Annotated in this window: 16 protein-coding genes and 1 tRNA gene; 5 read left to right on the top strand and 12 right to left on the bottom strand. The window is 64.8% G+C overall.

The annotated features are described in order from the left end of the window. Nucleotides 1-85: 85 nt before the first annotated feature. Both CA833_RS12895 and CA833_RS12890 read right to left on the bottom strand, forming a co-directional pair. Nucleotides 86-1,474 carry a PAS domain S-box protein gene (locus CA833_RS12895; protein ID WP_207080088.1) on the bottom strand — a complete coding sequence of 463 codons (1,389 nt, stop codon included), beginning with the start codon at nt 1,472-1,474 and terminating at the stop codon, nt 86-88. Further along, the gene (locus tag CA833_RS12890) at nt 1,471-2,679 is read right to left on the bottom strand and encodes a PLP-dependent aspartate aminotransferase family protein (protein ID WP_207078240.1); all 1,209 of its coding nucleotides are present in this window, start codon (nt 2,677-2,679) and stop codon (nt 1,471-1,473) included. Before CA833_RS12890 ends, CA833_RS12895 begins: the two co-directional genes overlap by 4 nt. Before the next feature lie 132 nt (nt 2,680-2,811). Between CA833_RS12890 and CA833_RS12885 the strand changes: the two genes are divergently transcribed. Next, nucleotides 2,812-4,098: a glycosyl transferase gene (locus CA833_RS12885; RefSeq protein ID WP_142634737.1), complete on the top strand. Its 1,287-nt coding sequence runs from the start codon at nt 2,812-2,814 to the stop codon at nt 4,096-4,098. 3 nt (nt 4,099-4,101) lie between these two features. Here CA833_RS12885 and CA833_RS12880 read toward each other — a convergent pair whose 3' ends face one another. The 7 genes from CA833_RS12880 to CA833_RS12850 all read right to left on the bottom strand — a co-directional run bounded on the left by CA833_RS12880 (nt 4,102) and on the right by CA833_RS12850 (nt 9,466). Beyond that, nucleotides 4,102-4,266: a hypothetical protein gene (locus CA833_RS12880; RefSeq protein WP_207078239.1), complete on the bottom strand. Its 165-nt coding sequence runs from the start codon at nt 4,264-4,266 to the stop codon at nt 4,102-4,104. 162 nt (nt 4,267-4,428) lie between these two features. Continuing rightward, entirely contained in the window at nt 4,429-5,613 is a 1,185-nt protein-coding gene (locus CA833_RS12875) for a glycosyltransferase family 2 protein (protein ID WP_142634739.1), read from the bottom strand. Between the two features lie 58 nt (nt 5,614-5,671). After that, nucleotides 5,672-6,715: a 3-isopropylmalate dehydrogenase gene (gene leuB, locus CA833_RS12870; RefSeq protein WP_207078238.1), complete on the bottom strand. Its 1,044-nt coding sequence runs from the start codon at nt 6,713-6,715 to the stop codon at nt 5,672-5,674. 20 nt (nt 6,716-6,735) lie between these two features. Further along, complete coding sequence (gene recO, locus CA833_RS12865; RefSeq protein WP_207078237.1) at nt 6,736-7,341, bottom strand: DNA repair protein RecO; 606 nt, start codon at nt 7,339-7,341, stop codon at nt 6,736-6,738. Between the two features lie 80 nt (nt 7,342-7,421). After that, a complete protein-coding gene (locus CA833_RS12860; protein ID WP_207078236.1) occupies nt 7,422-7,670 on the bottom strand; it encodes an accessory factor UbiK family protein in 249 nt (82 codons plus the stop codon). 313 nt (nt 7,671-7,983) lie between these two features. Then, entirely contained in the window at nt 7,984-8,538 is a 555-nt protein-coding gene (locus CA833_RS12855) for a TspO/MBR family protein (protein WP_207078235.1), read from the bottom strand. 151 nt (nt 8,539-8,689) lie between these two features. Further along, nucleotides 8,690-9,466, bottom strand: coding sequence for a TlyA family RNA methyltransferase (locus CA833_RS12850; protein ID WP_242526082.1), 777 nt, complete (start codon nt 9,464-9,466; stop codon nt 8,690-8,692). Between the two features lie 47 nt (nt 9,467-9,513). On the opposite strand from CA833_RS12850, the gene CA833_RS12845 reads away from it, so the two are divergent. Both CA833_RS12845 and CA833_RS12840 read left to right on the top strand, forming a co-directional pair. Continuing rightward, the gene (locus tag CA833_RS12845; protein ID WP_242526081.1) at nt 9,514-10,053 is read left to right on the top strand and encodes a hypothetical protein; all 540 of its coding nucleotides are present in this window, start codon (nt 9,514-9,516) and stop codon (nt 10,051-10,053) included. A 710-nt stretch (nt 10,054-10,763) separates the two neighbouring features. Next, on the top strand, nt 10,764-11,864 hold the full coding sequence (locus CA833_RS12840; RefSeq protein WP_142634751.1) for a branched-chain amino acid aminotransferase: 1,101 nt from the start codon (nt 10,764-10,766) through the stop codon (nt 11,862-11,864). Between the two features lie 220 nt (nt 11,865-12,084). Here the strand turns inward: CA833_RS12840 and CA833_RS12835 are convergent, their stop codons facing one another. Further along, nucleotides 12,085-12,717, bottom strand: a complete 633-nt coding sequence (locus CA833_RS12835; protein WP_207078234.1) for a TetR/AcrR family transcriptional regulator — start codon at nt 12,715-12,717, stop codon at nt 12,085-12,087. A 228-nt stretch (nt 12,718-12,945) separates the two neighbouring features. Here CA833_RS12835 and yghU point away from each other — a divergent pair, with 228 nt between their 5' ends. Beyond that, nucleotides 12,946-13,794, top strand: coding sequence for a glutathione-dependent disulfide-bond oxidoreductase (gene yghU / locus CA833_RS12830; protein ID WP_142634755.1), 849 nt, complete (start codon nt 12,946-12,948; stop codon nt 13,792-13,794). Between the two features lie 110 nt (nt 13,795-13,904). On the opposite strand, the gene CA833_RS12825 is transcribed toward yghU, so the two are convergent. Continuing rightward, a tRNA-Gln gene (locus CA833_RS12825) sits at nt 13,905-13,979 on the bottom strand. Nucleotides 13,980-14,405: 426 nt separating this feature from the next. On the opposite strand from CA833_RS12825, the gene CA833_RS12820 reads away from it, so the two are divergent. Beyond that, nucleotides 14,406-14,576 carry a hypothetical protein gene (locus CA833_RS12820; protein ID WP_185928793.1) on the top strand — a complete coding sequence of 57 codons (171 nt, stop codon included), beginning with the start codon at nt 14,406-14,408 and terminating at the stop codon, nt 14,574-14,576. Between the two features lie 485 nt (nt 14,577-15,061). Here the strand turns inward: CA833_RS12820 and CA833_RS12815 are convergent, their stop codons facing one another. Beyond that, nucleotides 15,062-16,240, bottom strand: coding sequence for a MaoC family dehydratase N-terminal domain-containing protein (locus CA833_RS12815; RefSeq protein WP_207078233.1), 1,179 nt, complete (start codon nt 16,238-16,240; stop codon nt 15,062-15,064). Between the last annotated feature and the right edge of the window lie 20 nt (nt 16,241-16,260).

Genomic DNA, 16,260 nt, shown 5'->3' with positions numbered 1-16,260 from the left:
GCCAGCCTATCGGTCATTCGACAAGTCGACAACTCATAGAACTACCCAGTGGGTTCCACAAATTGCGCGATAATTTTCCGGTGGATCACGAAATTGCCGCGAGCGCGCAATCGAGCTGCCAGGCAAAGCCCGCAGGTTCGTAGGCGGTCGTCACCCGGGCATTGAGCTTGACCCGCGGCACGTCGACGATGATCCGCGAACCGAAGCCGAGCCTGGTGGGCGGCGCCACCAGCGGGCCGCCGCTTTCACGCCAGGCGATGCGGAAACCGGCACTTGCGGGGTCGCCGTCCTCCGCCTCTCCCTCCCCGGCATCGGCGCCCTGCACCGACCAGGCAATGTGCACGCGCCCGCCCGGCACCGAGAGCGCGCCGTACTTGTGCGCGTTGGTGCCCATCTCGTGGAGCGCCATCGCCAGTGCTTCCGCCGCCCCGGGCGAAAGCATCACCTCCGGCCCCCGGCACTCGACCTGCCCCTGCGCCTCGCCCAGCCAGCGCAACTGCGCCTCGACCATCTCGCCGACCGGAACCGGCGACCAGGCGCGCCGCACCAGCAGGTCCTGGTTGGCGGAAAGCCCCTGGATGCGCTGCTCCAGCCGCTGGAGAAAATCGGGGCGGGCCACGTCGGTGCGGCGCGCGAGCGACTGGATGATCGCCAGCATGTTCTTGCTGCGATGGTTCACTTCCTGCAGCAGAAGCTCGATCCGCTCTTCGGCATCGCGCATTGCGGTGACGTCGGTATTGGTGCCGAACCAGTAGAGGATCTTGCCCTGATCGTCGCGAATGGGTTTGGCGCGGGACAGGAACCAGCGCCATTCTCCTTGCGCGCTGCGCAGCGGGAACGTGTCCTCCCAGTCCTCTCCGGAAGCGATATGGGCGCGGAACCGGGCGGTCGCCGGTTCGAGGTGATCGGGGTGGTGGACCGCCCTCCAGCCCCACCCTTCCATCTGTTCCAGCGTGGTCCCGGTATAGTCGAACCAGCGCTTGTTGTACCAGAAGATCCAGCCGTCGCTGCGGGCGATCCAGGCCAGTTGCGACATGTTTTCCGCCAGCAGGCGAAAGCGCGTCTCGCTCTGTTCGAGACGCCGCAGGGTGGCGTTCTTGAGCCCGATGTCACGCGCGATCTTGCTGGCGGCGACCACCCGGCCATGGCCGTCGTACACCGGCGAGACGGTGACCGCCACTTCCACCGCGCTGCCGTCCTTGCGGCGGCGCACGGTCTCGAAGGTCGGCACCCGCTCGCCGCGCATGATGCTGGCGATGATCGCGTCTTCCTCGGCCTGGCGGTCATCGGGGATCAGCGTGCGCACGTTCCTGCCGACGATCTCGCCGGCAGGCCAGCCGAAGATGCGTTCGGCCGCGTGGTTCCAGCTCAGGATCGTGCCGTCGAGCGACTTGCCGACGATGGCATCGTCGCTCGATTCGACGATCGCGGCGAGAAACGCCGCGGCGTCGGCCCCAAGCGGGGCGGCGCTCAGAGGCCCGCCTTCGTCAGCGCCTGATCGAGATCGGCGATCAGGTCCTCGGGATCTTCCAGCCCGACGTTGATGCGCAGCATGCCTTCGCCGATGCCCATCGCCTCGCGCCCTTCCGGCCCCATGTTGTGGTGGGTCGAGGACGCGGGGTGGCACATCAGCGAACGCGAGTCGCCGATGTTGTTGGAGATGTCGATCAGTTCCAGCGCGTCGAGCAGCGCATGCGCCTGCGCGCGGCCGCCGTCGAGCACGAAGGAGAAGATCGGCCCGCAGGCGTCCATCTGCTTCATCGCCAGCGCCTGGCGCGGATGGCTGTCGAGCCAGGGGTGCAGGATCCTGGGCACGCGGCCGGCCACGAACTCACCCACCTTGAGCGCGTTCTCGCTCTGGCGCTTGGCACGAAGGTCCAGCGTCTCCAGCCCCTTGAGCACCACCCAGGCATTGAACGGCGAAAGGTTGGGGCCGGTGTTGCGCTGGAACGGCAGCAGTTTCTCGTTGATGAATTCCTCGCTGCCGCACACGGCGCCGGCCAGCACGCGGCCCTGCCCGTCCATCAGCTTGGTGGCGGAATAGGCCACCACGTCGATGCCGAATTCGAGCGGGCGCTGCAGCGCCGGGCTGCAGAAGGCATTGTCGACCACGGTGGTGATGCCGTGGGCCCTGGCGATCTCGGCGATGCCGGCAAGGTCGGCGATGTCCATCGTCGGGTTCGCCGGGGTCTCGAAGAAGAACACCTTGGTGTTGGGACGGATCGCCGCTTCCCACGCCGACAGGTCGGTGGCGTCGACCACCGTCACGTCGATGCCGAAGCGCGGCAGCAGGCTGTCGCCCAGCCAGCGGCACGAACCGAAGGCGGCGCGCGCGGAAACCATGTGGTCGCCCGCCGAAAGCTGGCAGAGCAGCGCGGCGGTCATCGCCGCCATGCCCGACGCCTGCGTGCGGCACGCCTCGGCGCCTTCGAGCAGGGCGATGCGCTCCTCGAGCATCTGCACGGTCGGGTTCTGGAGACGCGAATAGGTCATGCCGTCGTCCTCGCCCATGAAGCGGGCGGCAACGGTGGCGGCATCGTCATAGGTGAAGCCCGAGGTGAGGAACAGCGCCTCGCTGGTCTCCCCCATTTCCGAGCGCCAGGTGCCACCGCGGATTGCGCGGGTGGCGGGACGCCAGTTGCGGGTCTTGGTGCGGTCCTGTCCGGTCGTGCGTTTCATGGCCCAAGCCTCTAGGATCGCGCGGACGCCGATGCAAGCGCCCGTGCTGACCCCAGGTGCCGTTCTGCCATGGCTAGGGGCGTTTCAACCACCGCTTGCAGTCGCCCCATATCCTCCGTATTCCGCGCCCAAATGCAGCCGATCGCTTCCCGCAACAATCGTGACCCGCTCGGCTGGTGCCTTGTCGTCACCGCGCTTTTCTTCGCCCTTGCGCTGTGGCGGATCTCCACGCCCAGCGCCTATTACTTCGACGAGGTCCACTACGTTCCGGCCTCGCTGAAGATGCTGAAGCTGATCCCGACGAATCGCGAGCACCCGCTGTTCGGCAAGGAAGTGATCGCCGCCTTCATCCACTTCCTCGGCGACCGCCCGCTGGCATGGCGCCTTGGACCGTTGCTGCTGGGCACGGCGGGCCTCTTCGCATTCGGCCGCCTGGTCTGGCACGCATCGCACCGGCGCCGCGCGACGATCACCGCGATCGTGCTGCTGGCGACCAACTTCATGTGGTTCGTGCAGAGCCGCATCGCCATGCTCGACATGATCGAGGCGGGGCTCTGCATGATCGCGCTGTGGCAGTTCGCGGCGGCGCTGGGCACCAGGACCACCGGTGCGGCGCGGCTGCGCCTTGCCGCCGCTGCCATCGCCATGGGCCTCTCGCTCGGCGCCAAGTGGAGCAGCGCCCCGGCGCTCGTCATGCCGGGCCTGTGCTTTTTCGTGCTGCGCGTCAAGGAAACCGGCTGGAAGTTCGTCGGCAAGCGCGGCGCGGGCCCGATCCCGGGCGTCTCGCTGCTCGAAGCGGTGTTCTGGCTCGGCCTGCTGCCGCTCGCGGTCTACTGGGCGACTTATGCGCCGGCGATGTTCTACGCCCGCCTGACGCTTTCGCCCTACGACTTCATCGGCCAGCACGAACTGATGGTGCGCCTGCAGGACAGCGTGAAGAAACCGCACCCCTACCGCAGCTTCTGGTACCAGTGGGCGGCCGACTGGCGGGTGATCTGGTACCTGTTCAAGACCATCGACGGCGCCCACCGCGGCATCGTGATGCTGGGCAATCCCGTCTCGATGCTGGCGGGCCTCGCGGCGTTCTTCTGGGGCCTGTGGGCCGCGCTGTTCCGCCGCCGGGGCGACATCGCCGCGTTTTGCCTGCTCTATGCCGCCACGCTGATGATCTGGGCGGTGAACGGCAAGCCGGTGCAGTTCTATTATCACTACCTGCTGCCGGGCGCCTTCCTGATGGCACTGCTGGCCTTCGCGCTCGACGCGCTGTGGCAGCGCAAGGACCGCTGGCGCAAGCTGGGAACACTATCGATGGCGGCCTCGCTCGGCATGTTCGTGCTGTTCTTCCCGATCATCTCGGGCCTGCCGCTGCCGAGCGACGAGACCTACAATTTCTGGATGTGGCTGCCGAGCTGGCGCTGACGTTCAGGCGACGATGCGGTGCTGCCCGTTCCCCCGGGCAAGCATCGCCTTCCAGCCCGGCAGCGTCGCTACCACCCGGTATTCCGCCTGGATGTCGGGCGTCAGCACCTCGACCACACCGAACGCCCGCCGCGCTTGCCGCGCCGCGATCAGCTGCGGATCGGGCACATCGATCTATGATGGTCCTCTCCCATCCCCTTTGCGAAAACGGGAGAAACACCGGACTGCCTGTCGATCAGGAGCCCTGAAACGACAAACGCGCGCCGACGAACGGCGCGCGTTTGCGAAACGAGATCAGAGGAACCGGCCGAAAACGGCCAGTTCCGGGTCTCAGTACTTGCCCCAGACGAACTTGTTCGACAGCGCGAAGTTCCACACCGAAGCCAGCACGATGCCGATGATCGCCGCCGCATAGTCATGGAAACCGATGCGGACGAGCGCCGTCGATGCGCCGATATTGGCGATCATGCCGAACGCACAGGTCAGCGCGAACTGCGCCCAGCCGCGCACCAGCGGGCCGAAGCCGCGCAGACGCTTGTCGGCATAGGTCAGTTCGTTGTTCAGCACGAAGTTGAACGTCATCGCGACGATGGCCGCAATCGTCTGGCCGGTGATGAAGGCCGCTTCCTTGGGATAGTGGCTCATCGCGAAGTCCGCGCCGAACAGGTGCAGGACCAGCGCCAGCACCGTCATGTGCAGCACCGCGCCCAGGCCGCCGACCGTGCCGAACAGCGCGAAGCGGGTGGGGATGAAGCGGCCGAGCCACTTGTCGTAAAGACCAACGAGGAATTCGAACACGACCGTCCTGTCCAGCTTGCTCTCGCCTTCCGCGCGCGCGGCGAAGTTCAGGGGAAACTCCTTGACCCGCAGCGGCGTGTCCACCGTGGCGAGAATGTCGAGCAGGATCTTGAAACCCACGCCCGAGAGCCGATGCGCGTCGGCCCGGAGTGTCTTGGTCTGCAGCATGAAGAAGCCGCTCATCGGGTCGGTGAGATCGACGCCGGTAACCTTGTTGGCGATCCTGTTGGCAAAGCCGGACGCCTTGACGCGGTCGGGACGGCCCCAGGCCTCGGTGCTGGCGCCTTCTGCAAAGCGCGAGGCATAGGCAAGGTCATACTCGCCCGAGGTGATCGCCTTCAGCATCAGCGGCAGCAGTTCGGGATCGTGCTGGTGGTCCGCATCCATCACCGCAACCACCGGCGCGGCCGTGGAGCACATGCCCTCGATCGCGGCGCTGGCAAGGCCCCGGCGGCCGATGCGCTGGATGCAGCGCACGCGCGGATCGCGCAGCGAGAGGCTGCGCGCCTCGTCCGAGGTGCCGTCCGGGCTGTTGTCGTCGACGAAGATCGCCTCCCATGAAACGCCCTTGAGCGCCTTGTCGAGCCGGTCGATCATCGTCGCGAGGTTCTTGCGCTCGTTGTAGGTCGGCAGGACGACGGCCAGCTCAAGCGGCTTGGATGCCTGCGCTGCGGCGACGTCTGCGGCCTCTGCAAGATCGGTAGGGGTAATGGTCATGCGCCCTGTTTTACGTGGTAAACCTGAAGAAACCTTAGTCGCGGTCAAAGACGCCTGATTACAGACGGGCCAGCACGGCGTCACCGATCTCGCGGGTGCCTGCGCTGCCGCCCAGATCGCCGCCCTTGATGCCGTCGGCCAGCGTCTTGGCCACCGCTGCCTCGATCCGCACCGCCTCGGCCTCGAGGCCGAGCGAGTGGCGCAGCAGCATGGCTGCAGACAGGATCGTCGCCATCGGATTGGCAAGCCCCTTGCCGGCGATATCCGGCGCCGAACCGTGGATCGGCTCATAAAGGCCATAGGAGCCTTCGGCAAGGCTGGCCGAAGCGAGCAGGCCGATCGAGCCCACGCACATCGAGGCCTGATCGGAAAGAATGTCACCGAACAGGTTGCCGGTGACGATCACGTCGAACTGGCCGGGGTTCTTCACCAGCTGCATCGCCGCGTTGTCGACGTACATGTGGCTGAGTTCGACCTCGGGATATTCCTTGGCCACCTCGATCACCACATCGCGCCAGAGCTGCGAGGTTTCGAGGACATTGGCCTTGTCCACCGAGCAGAGCTTCTTCGAACGCGTCATCGCGGCCTGGAAACCGGCGTGGGCGATGCGGCGCACTTCGTCCTCGGCGTAGGACATCATGTCCCAGCCCTGACGGCGGCCGTCTTCCAGCGTGCGGATGCCCTTCTCGCCGAAGTACACGTCGCCGTTCAGTTCGCGCACGATCAGCAGGTCGATCTTCGAGGCGACTTCCTCGCGCAGCGTGGTCAGGTCTTCCAGACCGGGGAACACGCGCGCCGGACGCAAGTTGGCAAAGAGGCCCAGTTCCTTGCGCAGGCCGAGAATGGCCTGTTCGGGACGCAGATGACGCTCAAGGTGGTCGCACGAGAAATCGCCCACCGCGCCAAACAGGATCGCATCGGCCGAGCGCGCGATCTCCAGCGTTTCGGCGGGCAGCGGGTGGCCGTGCTTGCGATAGGCAACACCGCCGACATCACCCTCGACCAGTTCGAGACCGGGAAGTTCAAGCGCCTGAAGCACACGCACTGCCTGCTCGGTGACCTCGGGACCGATCCCGTCTCCTGCAAATACCGCGATGCGCATGTACGTTCTCCGCTTGGACTTTAACCGTGAATTCGTGCCAGCCGCTCGCGCAGCAGGACGCGCGCCCCCATAACGTCTCCGCGGCGTTCGGCAAGCGGATAGCGCGCAAGCTCCGGGCCGAGCCGGTCGAAAGTGGCAAGGATCGCGCCCCAGTCGTCGTCTGCCGGACGGCCCACCGGCACCCCGTATCCCAGTTCCCGCAGCAGCAGGACTTCGAAGGAAAGCAGCGGCATGACCCAGCCCCGCGCCGAGGGCGCGGCGCAGATCGCATCAAGCACGGCGGCCAGTGCCTGGTAAAGCGCGGGAAACGGTTGCCGCTCGGGAAGCGCCGCTGCGGCGAGCGCGGTCGCCCAGGCGATTCCCGCCGAAGGCAGCGGCTCGCTGAGCCAGGGGCCGCGGGATTCGACCAGTTCGATCCGCGCGAAAGGCAGCTGCCCCTCACGTTTCGACCGCAAGTCGGCTTCGACAAGATTGCCCGGGATCAGGACCGGACGGAGCTGCCGCCCGCGCCCGCCGGCGACATAGGCACCGACAAGGCCGCCCTCTTCGGTCAGCAGCCGGGCTATGGCCGCGGTTTCGCCGTGAGGACGGGTGGAACAGACGATGGCAGGCGCGCGCAACTGCATGGCTGCGGCTTGTGAGGGTTCAGAGGACGTGAAGCAAGGTGAAGAGAGGCAGGCTCGTCAAAGTCTGCCCCTGCCGGCAATCACTCGCCGGACTTGGCTTCAAGCTTGGCGATACGGGCCTTGAGATCCTCGATCTCGCCGCGCGCGGTCGCCGCCATTTCCTTCACCGCCTCGAATTCCTCGCGGCTGACGAAGTCCATGTCGCCCAGGAATTCACGGAAACGCTCGCGCGCATTGTCGCGCGCTTCGCGGCCGACACCGGCCAGCGTGCCGGCAGCGCCGTTCATCATCTTCACGAAATCGGCGACGAAGGGGTTTTCGCTTTGCATGGGGGCTATTTGGTCCTTTGCGGCCCGGCACGCAAGAGGGTGCAGAGCTAGGTCGTAAACTCATGAACGCCGCCATCGAGGCGCCCAAATGGTGAACAGCTCGGGCCGAAGGTGCCGCCGGGCGGGCTGGTTGCCCGTCCAAGGCAGCTTCGGTTCGAGATGGAAGCCATTTGGGCGTCCCTACGGGATTTGACCGAAATGGCCCAGCGCTGCGTCAGGAAGTCTTGAAATATCGACATATTCCAGCGCCTTCCCTCCTGCCGCTGAGCCATTTTGCCTCAAACCTCAATGGTGCCGTTCATGAGTTTACGGCCTAGATTTCGAACCGCTCCACCGCCCGCGGGCCTTCCGCGCCGTCCATGTCCGGATTGAGCTGGAGGAACGCGAAGTTCAGGTAGCTCGCAAAGCAGATCCACGCGAGATAAGGCACCAGCAGCAAGGCCGCGACCGGGCGGACGCGGGCGAACAGCAGGATGGTGATGATCACTGCCGTCACCATCAGACCCAGAACGATCAGTCCGCCGGTCATCTGGTGCATTGCGAAGAACACCGGGCTCCATGCGAGGTTGAGCACGAACTGCACGGCAAAGGCGATCACCGCCGGGCCGCGACCGCGCGCGCCGCGCGCCGCGCAGATCAACGCCAGTGCAAAGCCCATCATCACGTAAAGTAAGGTCCAGACGATCGCGAACGTGATCGGCGGCGGATAGATCCCGGGCTTGGCCAGCGCATCGAACCACGCATTGCCCGGCCCGCTTGCGGCCACCTTGCCGGACACAAAGCCCAGCAGCACGATCAAGGGCACGAGCACCAGCGACCAGCGCAGCAGACTGGCGCGCAATTGGGCAGGTGAGGCAATCGGGTTCATTCCCAGGCAACCCCCGAATCAGGAAAAACCATCAAGTGTGGTGGTTTGTGGTACGACAAATGCCAACACGCAATGCACGGCCGCGGTAAAAGCGCCCGCCCGCGTCACTTCGAGACCATCCGCAGGCCAACCCCGGTACTAGCCCCCGGTATCAGCCGCGCGAGGCCGAGACGAGAAACTCGACGTTTCCTTCCGGCCCCTTGATCGGGCTTTCGACGATGCCCTGGATGGTCCAGCCCTCGCTTTCCAGCCAGTCGCGCACTTCTGCGCAGACCCGCTCGTGCAGCGCCGGATCGCGCACGACCCCGCCCTTGCCCACTTCATTGCGCCCCACTTCGAACTGCGGCTTGATGAGCGCGACCACCCGGCACTGCGGCGCGGCAAGGCGCAGTGGCACTTCCAGAACCTTGGACAGCGCGATGAAACTGGCGTCGCACACGACCCAGCTGCACGGCCGATCGATTTCGCCCGGCGTCAGGATGCGCGCGCTGGTCTGCTCCAGCACGGTGACGCGCGGATCCTGACGCAGCTTCCACGCCAGCTGGTTGGTGCCCGAATCGACCGCGAAGACATGTTCGGCGCCGTGCGTCAGCAGCACATCGGTGAAACCGCCGGTGGAACTGCCGATATCCATCGCGGTCACCCCGGTGGGGTCGAGTTCGAAATGCGCGATGGCATGGGCCAGCTTGATCCCCCCGCGCGACACCCAGGGATGATCGCGCCCACGCACTTCCAGCGGGGCATCGGCCTTGATGCTCTGCCCCGGCTTGGCGATCTTGGTTTCGCCGGAAAACACCAGTCCGGCCAGCACCAGCGCCTGCGCACGCGTGCGGCTTTCCACGAGACCACGGTCGACCAGCATCTGGTCGACACGGCCCTTGGCGGGGGTTTTCTTTTCGGTGGATCGGGGCTCGGACGAGTTGGTCATGACTTTGCGCACTTGAGAAGGAGCGCGCCTCATTCCATACCGGGGCCATGAAGGCAAATCCGCGCCGGCTCGCAGCCGTCCCGTCGTTCTCCCGCAAACTTGTCGCAGGCGCCCCGCTGACCGCGCTGGCCGTGCTTGCCGCCTGCGTCCCCGCCCCGCCGCAGGTGCCGCCATCCGTGCCGCGCCCGGCGGCCAGCCAGCAACCGCAACCACCTGCGCCGCCGCCCGCCAACTGGCAGGACGCCCCGCAGACCCCGGGAGACTGGCGGATGACCGGCCCCGGCGCCGCCACGTTTGCAGATGGCCTCGTCACGCTGCGCTGCAACCGGCAGGCCGGCACCGTAACCCTCACCCGCGCCGGCAGCGCCAGTTCGCCTGCGCTGGTGGTGCGCACTTCGGACACCGCCCGCACGCTGGCCGCATCGGCCGGCGCGACCGGCCTTTCGGTGGACATCCCGGCACGCGATTCCCTGCTTGACGCGATGGCCTTCAGCAAGGGCCGCTTCGCCCTCGAAGCACCCGGCACCGCGACACTTTATGTACCGAGTTGGACCGAGGTTTCGCGCGTCGTCCAGGATTGCCGCTAACGTGCACTCGTGAACGGGACTCGGCGGACTCGCAAAAACGCGATCCGGGGCCCGTTCACGAGGAAAAATACAGCAATTTCAGGAACTTTCAGGCCGCACTCGGCTGCCCCGGGAATCGAGCTTTTGCGTGGCTCGAAGGCTGGGGATAACTGGCCCGAAGCCTCGATAATGACCGCAAAAAAATCGAATTCAAGACTTGTTGTGCGCTGCGGAATCGGAGACACATTTGAACAGGGCCGAGGGACCCTGGGAAACGCGCCCGGAAGCACCCCGAAGCCCAGCCGCTTTAACCAGCGGCGCCCTATGGCTCAAACAGCGCGAAAGGAGGTGATCCGATGTCTCATGGTTCAGCAGAGAGGTCGGCTTTTTCCGTCGCGAGGCATTATCGCTGAATTGAATTCGCGATAAAGGCTTTCGCTGGCGGCACTCCCGGCCGCTGACCATGCGAAGGGCCGCACCGGGCAACCGGGGCGGCCCTTCTCATTTGCGCTTCCCAAACTTTCGCACATGATCGGGCGAATTTCGCACTGGCCCTCCCTGAAAACCGGGCGCAAGAGCATGCTGCCGCAGCCTTGGCCGAGTCCCCGGTTCTCCCGCCCTCAACGCCGTGCTAAAGCTATAAGATTGCGTATCAAAATTACTTTGCGGTTGCGCTGCGCGTAATTTTCATTCAGAGGCACCCGCAACCTTAGTTTAGAGGATCACGTTCGATGGCGACGCTCGCCGATGCCGGCCTGACTTTCAGCACTCTGCCCCACCCCGCGCCGACCAGCGCCGAAACGCGCGAGACCATTCTCGCCAACCCCGGCTTCGGCACCAATTTCTCCGACCACATGGTCGTGGTCGAATGGACCGAAGGGAAGGGATGGCACGATGCCGTGGTAGGCCCGCGTCAGCCGATCGCGCTCGATCCCGCTGCTGCCGTTCTGCACTATGCCCAGGAAATCTTCGAGGGTCTGAAGGCCTACAAGCAGGCCGACGGCTCGATCGCGCTGTTCCGCCCCGAAGCCAATGCCGCACGCTTCAACAAGTCGGCAGAGCGCCTCGCCATGCCCGAACTGCCCGAAGCGCTGTTCATCGAGGCGATCGAACGTCTGGTCCAGGCGGATCGGGACTGGATCCCGGCAGCCGAAGGCGCCTCGCTCTATCTGCGCCCGTTCATGATCGCCACCGAGGCCTTCCTCGGCGTGCGTCCGGCCAAGAGCTACAAGTTCATCGTCATCGCCAGCCCGGCGGGCAACTATTTCAAGTCCGGCGCGCCTGCCGTATCGATCTGGGTGTCGGACTACACCCGCGCTGCCCCCGGCGGCACCGGCGCCGCCAAGTGCGGCGGCAACTATGCCGCCAGCCTGGTGCCGCAGGCGGAGGCAATCTCGCGCGGACATGACCAGGTCGTCTTCCTGGACGCCGCCGAGCACAAGTGGATCGAGGAACTGGGGGGCATGAACCTCTACTTCGTGTTCGAGGACGGCACGCTTCTGACCCCGGCCCTCACCGGCACGATCCTGCCCGGCATCACCCGCGACAGCCTGCTGCAACTCGCGCGTGAGGAAGGCCTCAAGGTCGAGGAAGGCAAGTACAGCCTCGACCAGTGGCGTGAAGACGCGACCTCGGGCAAGCTGGTGGAGACGTTCGCCTGCGGCACCGCCGCGGTGGTCACGCCGGTCGGCAAGGTTTCGGGCCGCGACGGCGCCTTCACCATCGGCTCGGGCGGCCCTGGCCAGCTTACCGCCAAGCTCAAGAACCGCCTGGTCTCGATCCAGCGCGGCGAAACCCCCGACACGCACGGCTGGATCCACAAGATCGCCTGACCCGATCGGGACAAATCAACAAGAAAGGGGCGATCGCTTCGGCGACCGCCCCTTTCTTTTGCCCGCACTGACCGCGCCGAACGCTCCTGGAAACCGTTTGGAATTTCGCGCCAAGCGAATGTCGCGGCACCAGCCCGCTGCCTCCACTCGACCACCCACAGGCTACTGCCGATAGGCGGTGGAGTGAGGCCAGCGGCCTGGTGCCGCCCTCGAAATGCCCTCACATATCGACAATGCCGCTCTGCTGCAGGATCGCCATATGGGTGCGGGTCAGACGCTCTACCGTCTCGTCGATGGACATGTCCGGGCGGACACTGTTGCGATAGATACGCGGCCCCAGCATCGCCCATGCGAGCAGGAATGTGGCAAAGACTTGCCCGTCCATGCCTTCGTTTCGCGGGTCCGCCGTGAAATGGCGTTCAAAACCCGCCGCCATCGCATCGAATGCCGGATAACGGTCGCCGATCCGCCCCGGAGACAGGAACTCCTCCGTCCACAGCGCGACCACATCCGGGTTCTCGAGCACGAAACGCGTGATGTAGCGCGCGCGCTCCTCGGCGGATTGCGACGACGCGAAGGCCTTGCCCAGCTGCTCAGCCGACCACTCGCGCACTTCCTCGATCAGGGCCTCACGGCTCGCGAAATGATAATAGATCGTTGTCCGATTCACCCCCGCCACGCGCGCCACTTCCGAAAGTGAAAGTGCTTCCAGCCCCTTTTCAGACACCAGACGCACTGCAGTTTCGATCAAGGCAAGATGTGTTTCCTCAAATCCCTTGTTCCGGCGGCGTGCCGCATGCCCATCCATCGATGCTCCGCGACGTTTTTCAATCGTTTGAACCATGCTCGCCATGAATGCTCCCGCCGCGTGAACGCTGTCAACGATTGCAGGCGCCCCAAGTTCCCATACTTTCGTCTAGTTCTTCGTGCACATCGCTGATTTCACCTTGGGATTATCATCCCGATGGCGAACCCGGCGCCCCGGCTCGACATCGTGAAAAACGACATGCGAACATGGGTTGCCGCCTCCCTGCGGGCTACCTACCTCCGCTGTTCCTCACAGCCACGAAAGCCCCTCTCCATGAGCACATCTTCCTATACGCCGCCCAAAGTCTGGACCTGGGACAAGGACAATGGCGGTGAATGGGCCAAGACCAACCGCCCCGTCTCCGGTGCGACGCACGAATCCGAATTGCCGCGCGGGCAACATGCGCTGCAGCTTCACTCGCTGGGCACGCCGAATGGCCAGAAGGTCACGATCATGCTCGAGGAACTGCTCGCAGCGGGCGTTGCCGAGGCGGAATACGATGCCTGGCTGATCGACATCGGCAAGGGTGACCAGTTCGGCTCCGGCTTCGTGGCGATCAACCCGAACTCGAAGATCCCCGCCCTTGTCGACTATTCGGGCGACGAACCCGTCCGTGTGTTCGAATCCGGCGCGATCCTGTTCTACCTTGCCGAAAAGTTCGGAAAGTTCCTGCCTGCGACCCAGCCCGCCCGCACGGAATGCATGTCGTGGCTGATGTGGCAGATGGGCACGGCACCGATGATCGGCGGCGGTTTCGGCCATTTCTACGCTTATGCGCCTGAAAAGTACGAATACCCGATCAACCGTTACGCCATGGAAACCAAGCGCATCCTCGACGTGGCCGACAAGCGCCTCGCGGTTTCGCGCTATCTTGCCGGGGACGAATACACGATCGCCGACATCGCCTGCTACGGCTGGTTCGGCGGTTTCCTGCGCGGCGACGCCTATGGCGACGCGGCGACGTTCCTCGAGGTGCCGAGTTACACCAATCTCGTGCGCTGGGGCGATGAACTCGCCGCTCGCAAGGGCATCCAGCGCGGCCGCATCGTCAACCGCAACGGCGAAGGCTTCGTGCGCGAACGCCACTCGGCCGCCGACATCGACGCCGTGCTTGCCGGATAAGCACAGACACGCGCGGACTTCGTCTCGCCATGGGGCGTCGTCCGCGTACCGGTACCGTAATCAGTGATGAACGGAGCCCTGCCGGAAAAAGCTCTCCTTCAGGGAGAGCCTGGCTGGGGCGGCAGGATTCGAACCTGCGAATGCCGGTACCAAAAACCGGTGCCTTACCACTTGGCGACGCCCCAGCAGGGAATGCGCGCTTAGCGGGTTCGTTTGGTCCTGAAAAGAGGCTTCCGCAGAAGTTTTCCGCAGGAGATATGCTCCCCCTGCACGGTACGGCCCGCCGGGCATGCCGCCTGCCCCTTCCCATGCCAGGACATCGCGCGCCACAAAAGGCCTCGTCGGCACCAAGAAATCTCCTGCGGACATGCGGAATTTGAGGGTATTTCGCGAGTCGACTGGCGCCGATTTCAGTTTTTTGCAGGCAAGATGCATAAAGCGCAATGAATGGAGCTCCCGGCACGCCGCACCGGCATCCAATCTCAAAAACCCCCACATAATTGCATTAAATGCAACAAAAAGCGATCTTGTTGCATTTGCGGAAACTGTCCTGCGGCGGCAAATGGACCTCAGATGTTGCACTGCAACACACACATTACACCGAGGTCCCGATGTTTTCTCTGCTTTCGCTCTATTTTGCCGCGCGCCGCGATGTCGTTCTTGCTGAACGCTACATGCCCGCCCTTGCCGACAAGGCCGTTGCCGAAGCCGCTGACGCCCAGCCCGTCGCGACTGAAACCGAAGTCGCCGCACCGGCTGAAAAGCTGCCTCTCGCGGCCTGATCGGACCCGAAGTCCGATCCGGCTGCCGTAAAGCAGCCCGAGCCGTCCGCCTGGGGCTTCCTCGTGCAGGGCCACGAGGTCGAGCCTGAATGTCAGGTCGGCGGTCGGATCTCGAACTTGCGGATTACCGGTTCAGCCGATCACCCGGCAGGCCCGCCGCACGATGCGCCACGGGCCGTATGCCATCGAAACGGCACGATCACCTTCGCAGCGGACGAGGTGATTGCTCCTTAAGCACCCCCAGAAAATGCTGCACCGCATCAGGCGGTGCATGAAATGCACCGAACGCGGCCTTGAAGGCACCCGGTTCGCGCCAGCACGAACCCGTAAAGATCGAGCCGTTCGGCGATGGCCCCACGGACCGCCATGAGCCCTTCGCCTTGGAGCGTTTTCCAATATGGCGAGGCCCGCGCGATCACGCAGGAAACGCGCAAAACCAAATTCTTGGAGCAGCGGATCCGATGCGAACGGATCGGAAAACGGCTCTAAAGCGGCAGCGACACCGTGGCAGAGCCCTTGAGGATCGTCGCCCCGTCCTGCGTTGTCATCCGGGTTTCGACGGTGACCACCGGCATGCCGAACTCGCTGGTCTCCTGCTTGTCGGTCACGACGGCGTCCACGTAAGTCACATCGCCTTCGAAGGCCGGGCTGCGGAACTGGGTCTTCGAGTGCCAGATGTAACCTTGGTGCCCCGCCCAGTAGGCCACCGTATCGAGGTGCCAGGCATTCATCGACGAGCCATAGCCATAAGCACCGCCCATGCCGACCTTTTCGGCCTTCTCGGGATTGATGTGGCCGGAACTGGGGCCATGGAACAAGCCGTCGCCCTGTCGGGGATCGATCTTGCGGGCTTCGAAATCGTAAGCCATGTCGCCGCCGAAACCGGCGTCTTCCTGCGCCGGATCGTGAATGCCCTCGGGCGCGTTCCAGCGCCAGGTGCCCCAGATGTTCTGCCGGTGCGCGCGGCATTCCAGCGCAAAGGTCACCCGGCTGTGCGGCCCGATCGCCCGGCGCGGCAGCGTATCGCCGACCTTGACCGCGCCCCAGCGCGGCGAAACCCCGTCCCGGCCTGACTTGATCCAGTCCAGCCGGATCCTGGCCACTTCATCCAGTTCCGCCCTCGTCCAGAGCTTCGGGCTGCGGCTCTCCTTGTCGTAGACCTTGCGCTTGTTCGCCTCCTCGACGAGGTAGCGGATCGAGGTTGCCCGCTCCTTGGCGACCAGCGCGCCATGCTGGTTGCGGTGCACGGTATCGCCATCGGCAAACATCGTCGGTCCGGCAAAGCCGGTATCGGCGATGCGATAGCCGGCAAAAGTCCGTTCCTGCGTCAACTTGTCGCCAGGGCGGACGGGATTGCCGTAGAACCACCATTCCTCCCCCGCAAAGATCAGGTGCGATCCTGGAACCTTGCCGACACAGGACGGGTGGCAGCCGTGGCCATAGTCCATCGCCACGGTGAAGCTCTGCGGCGCGACAATGCCGCCGAAAGCGCTGGATCGCGCGAAATTCTCGTCCCAGTGCAGGGGGTTGGCATAGTCCATCGCCTGCACCCAGCGGCGGATGTCGGTAGCGTTGCAAGGGTCCCAGAACTCCGCGAAGATAACCGGCTTGCCCACCCACTTGTCGACGTCGCTGGTGTCCAGCACCGCATCCCCTTCGGCCATTCCACTCTCTCCGCATGCCT

This window comes from Novosphingobium sp. KA1 (genome assembly GCF_017309955.1).
GTDB lineage: Bacteria > Pseudomonadota > Alphaproteobacteria > Sphingomonadales > Sphingomonadaceae > Novosphingobium.
Note: the sequence above shows the minus strand (reverse complement) of the source record. Positions and strands in the feature narration are given on the sequence as shown.

Bases quoted from the DNA above. Each gene is read 5' to 3' on its own strand.
- CA833_RS12850 (WP_242526082.1), bottom strand. From the start codon at position 9,466: ATGACCAACTCGTCCGAGCCCCGATCCACCGAAAAGAAAACCCCCGCC.
- leuB (WP_207078238.1), bottom strand. From the start codon at position 6,715: ATGCGCATCGCGGTATTTGCAGGAGACGGGATCGGTCCCGAGGTCACC.
- recO (WP_207078237.1), bottom strand. From the start codon at position 7,341: ATGCAGTTGCGCGCGCCTGCCATCGTCTGTTCCACCCGTCCTCACGGC.
- CA833_RS12855 (WP_207078235.1), bottom strand. From the start codon at position 8,538: ATGAACCCGATTGCCTCACCTGCCCAATTGCGCGCCAGTCTGCTGCGC.
- CA833_RS12875 (WP_142634739.1), bottom strand. From the start codon at position 5,613: ATGACCATTACCCCTACCGATCTTGCAGAGGCCGCAGACGTCGCCGCA.
- CA833_RS12815 (WP_207078233.1), bottom strand. From the start codon at position 16,240: ATGGCCGAAGGGGATGCGGTGCTGGACACCAGCGACGTCGACAAGTGG.
- yghU (WP_142634755.1), top strand. From the start codon at position 12,946: ATGAGCACATCTTCCTATACGCCGCCCAAAGTCTGGACCTGGGACAAG.
- CA833_RS12890 (WP_207078240.1), bottom strand. From the start codon at position 2,679: ATGAAACGCACGACCGGACAGGACCGCACCAAGACCCGCAACTGGCGT.
- CA833_RS12860 (WP_207078236.1), bottom strand. From the start codon at position 7,670: ATGCAAAGCGAAAACCCCTTCGTCGCCGATTTCGTGAAGATGATGAAC.
- CA833_RS12845 (WP_242526081.1), top strand. From the start codon at position 9,514: ATGAAGGCAAATCCGCGCCGGCTCGCAGCCGTCCCGTCGTTCTCCCGC.
- CA833_RS12820 (WP_185928793.1), top strand. From the start codon at position 14,406: ATGTTTTCTCTGCTTTCGCTCTATTTTGCCGCGCGCCGCGATGTCGTT.
- CA833_RS12840 (WP_142634751.1), top strand. From the start codon at position 10,764: ATGGCGACGCTCGCCGATGCCGGCCTGACTTTCAGCACTCTGCCCCAC.
- CA833_RS12835 (WP_207078234.1), bottom strand. From the start codon at position 12,717: ATGGCGAGCATGGTTCAAACGATTGAAAAACGTCGCGGAGCATCGATG.
- CA833_RS12885 (WP_142634737.1), top strand. From the start codon at position 2,812: ATGCAGCCGATCGCTTCCCGCAACAATCGTGACCCGCTCGGCTGGTGC.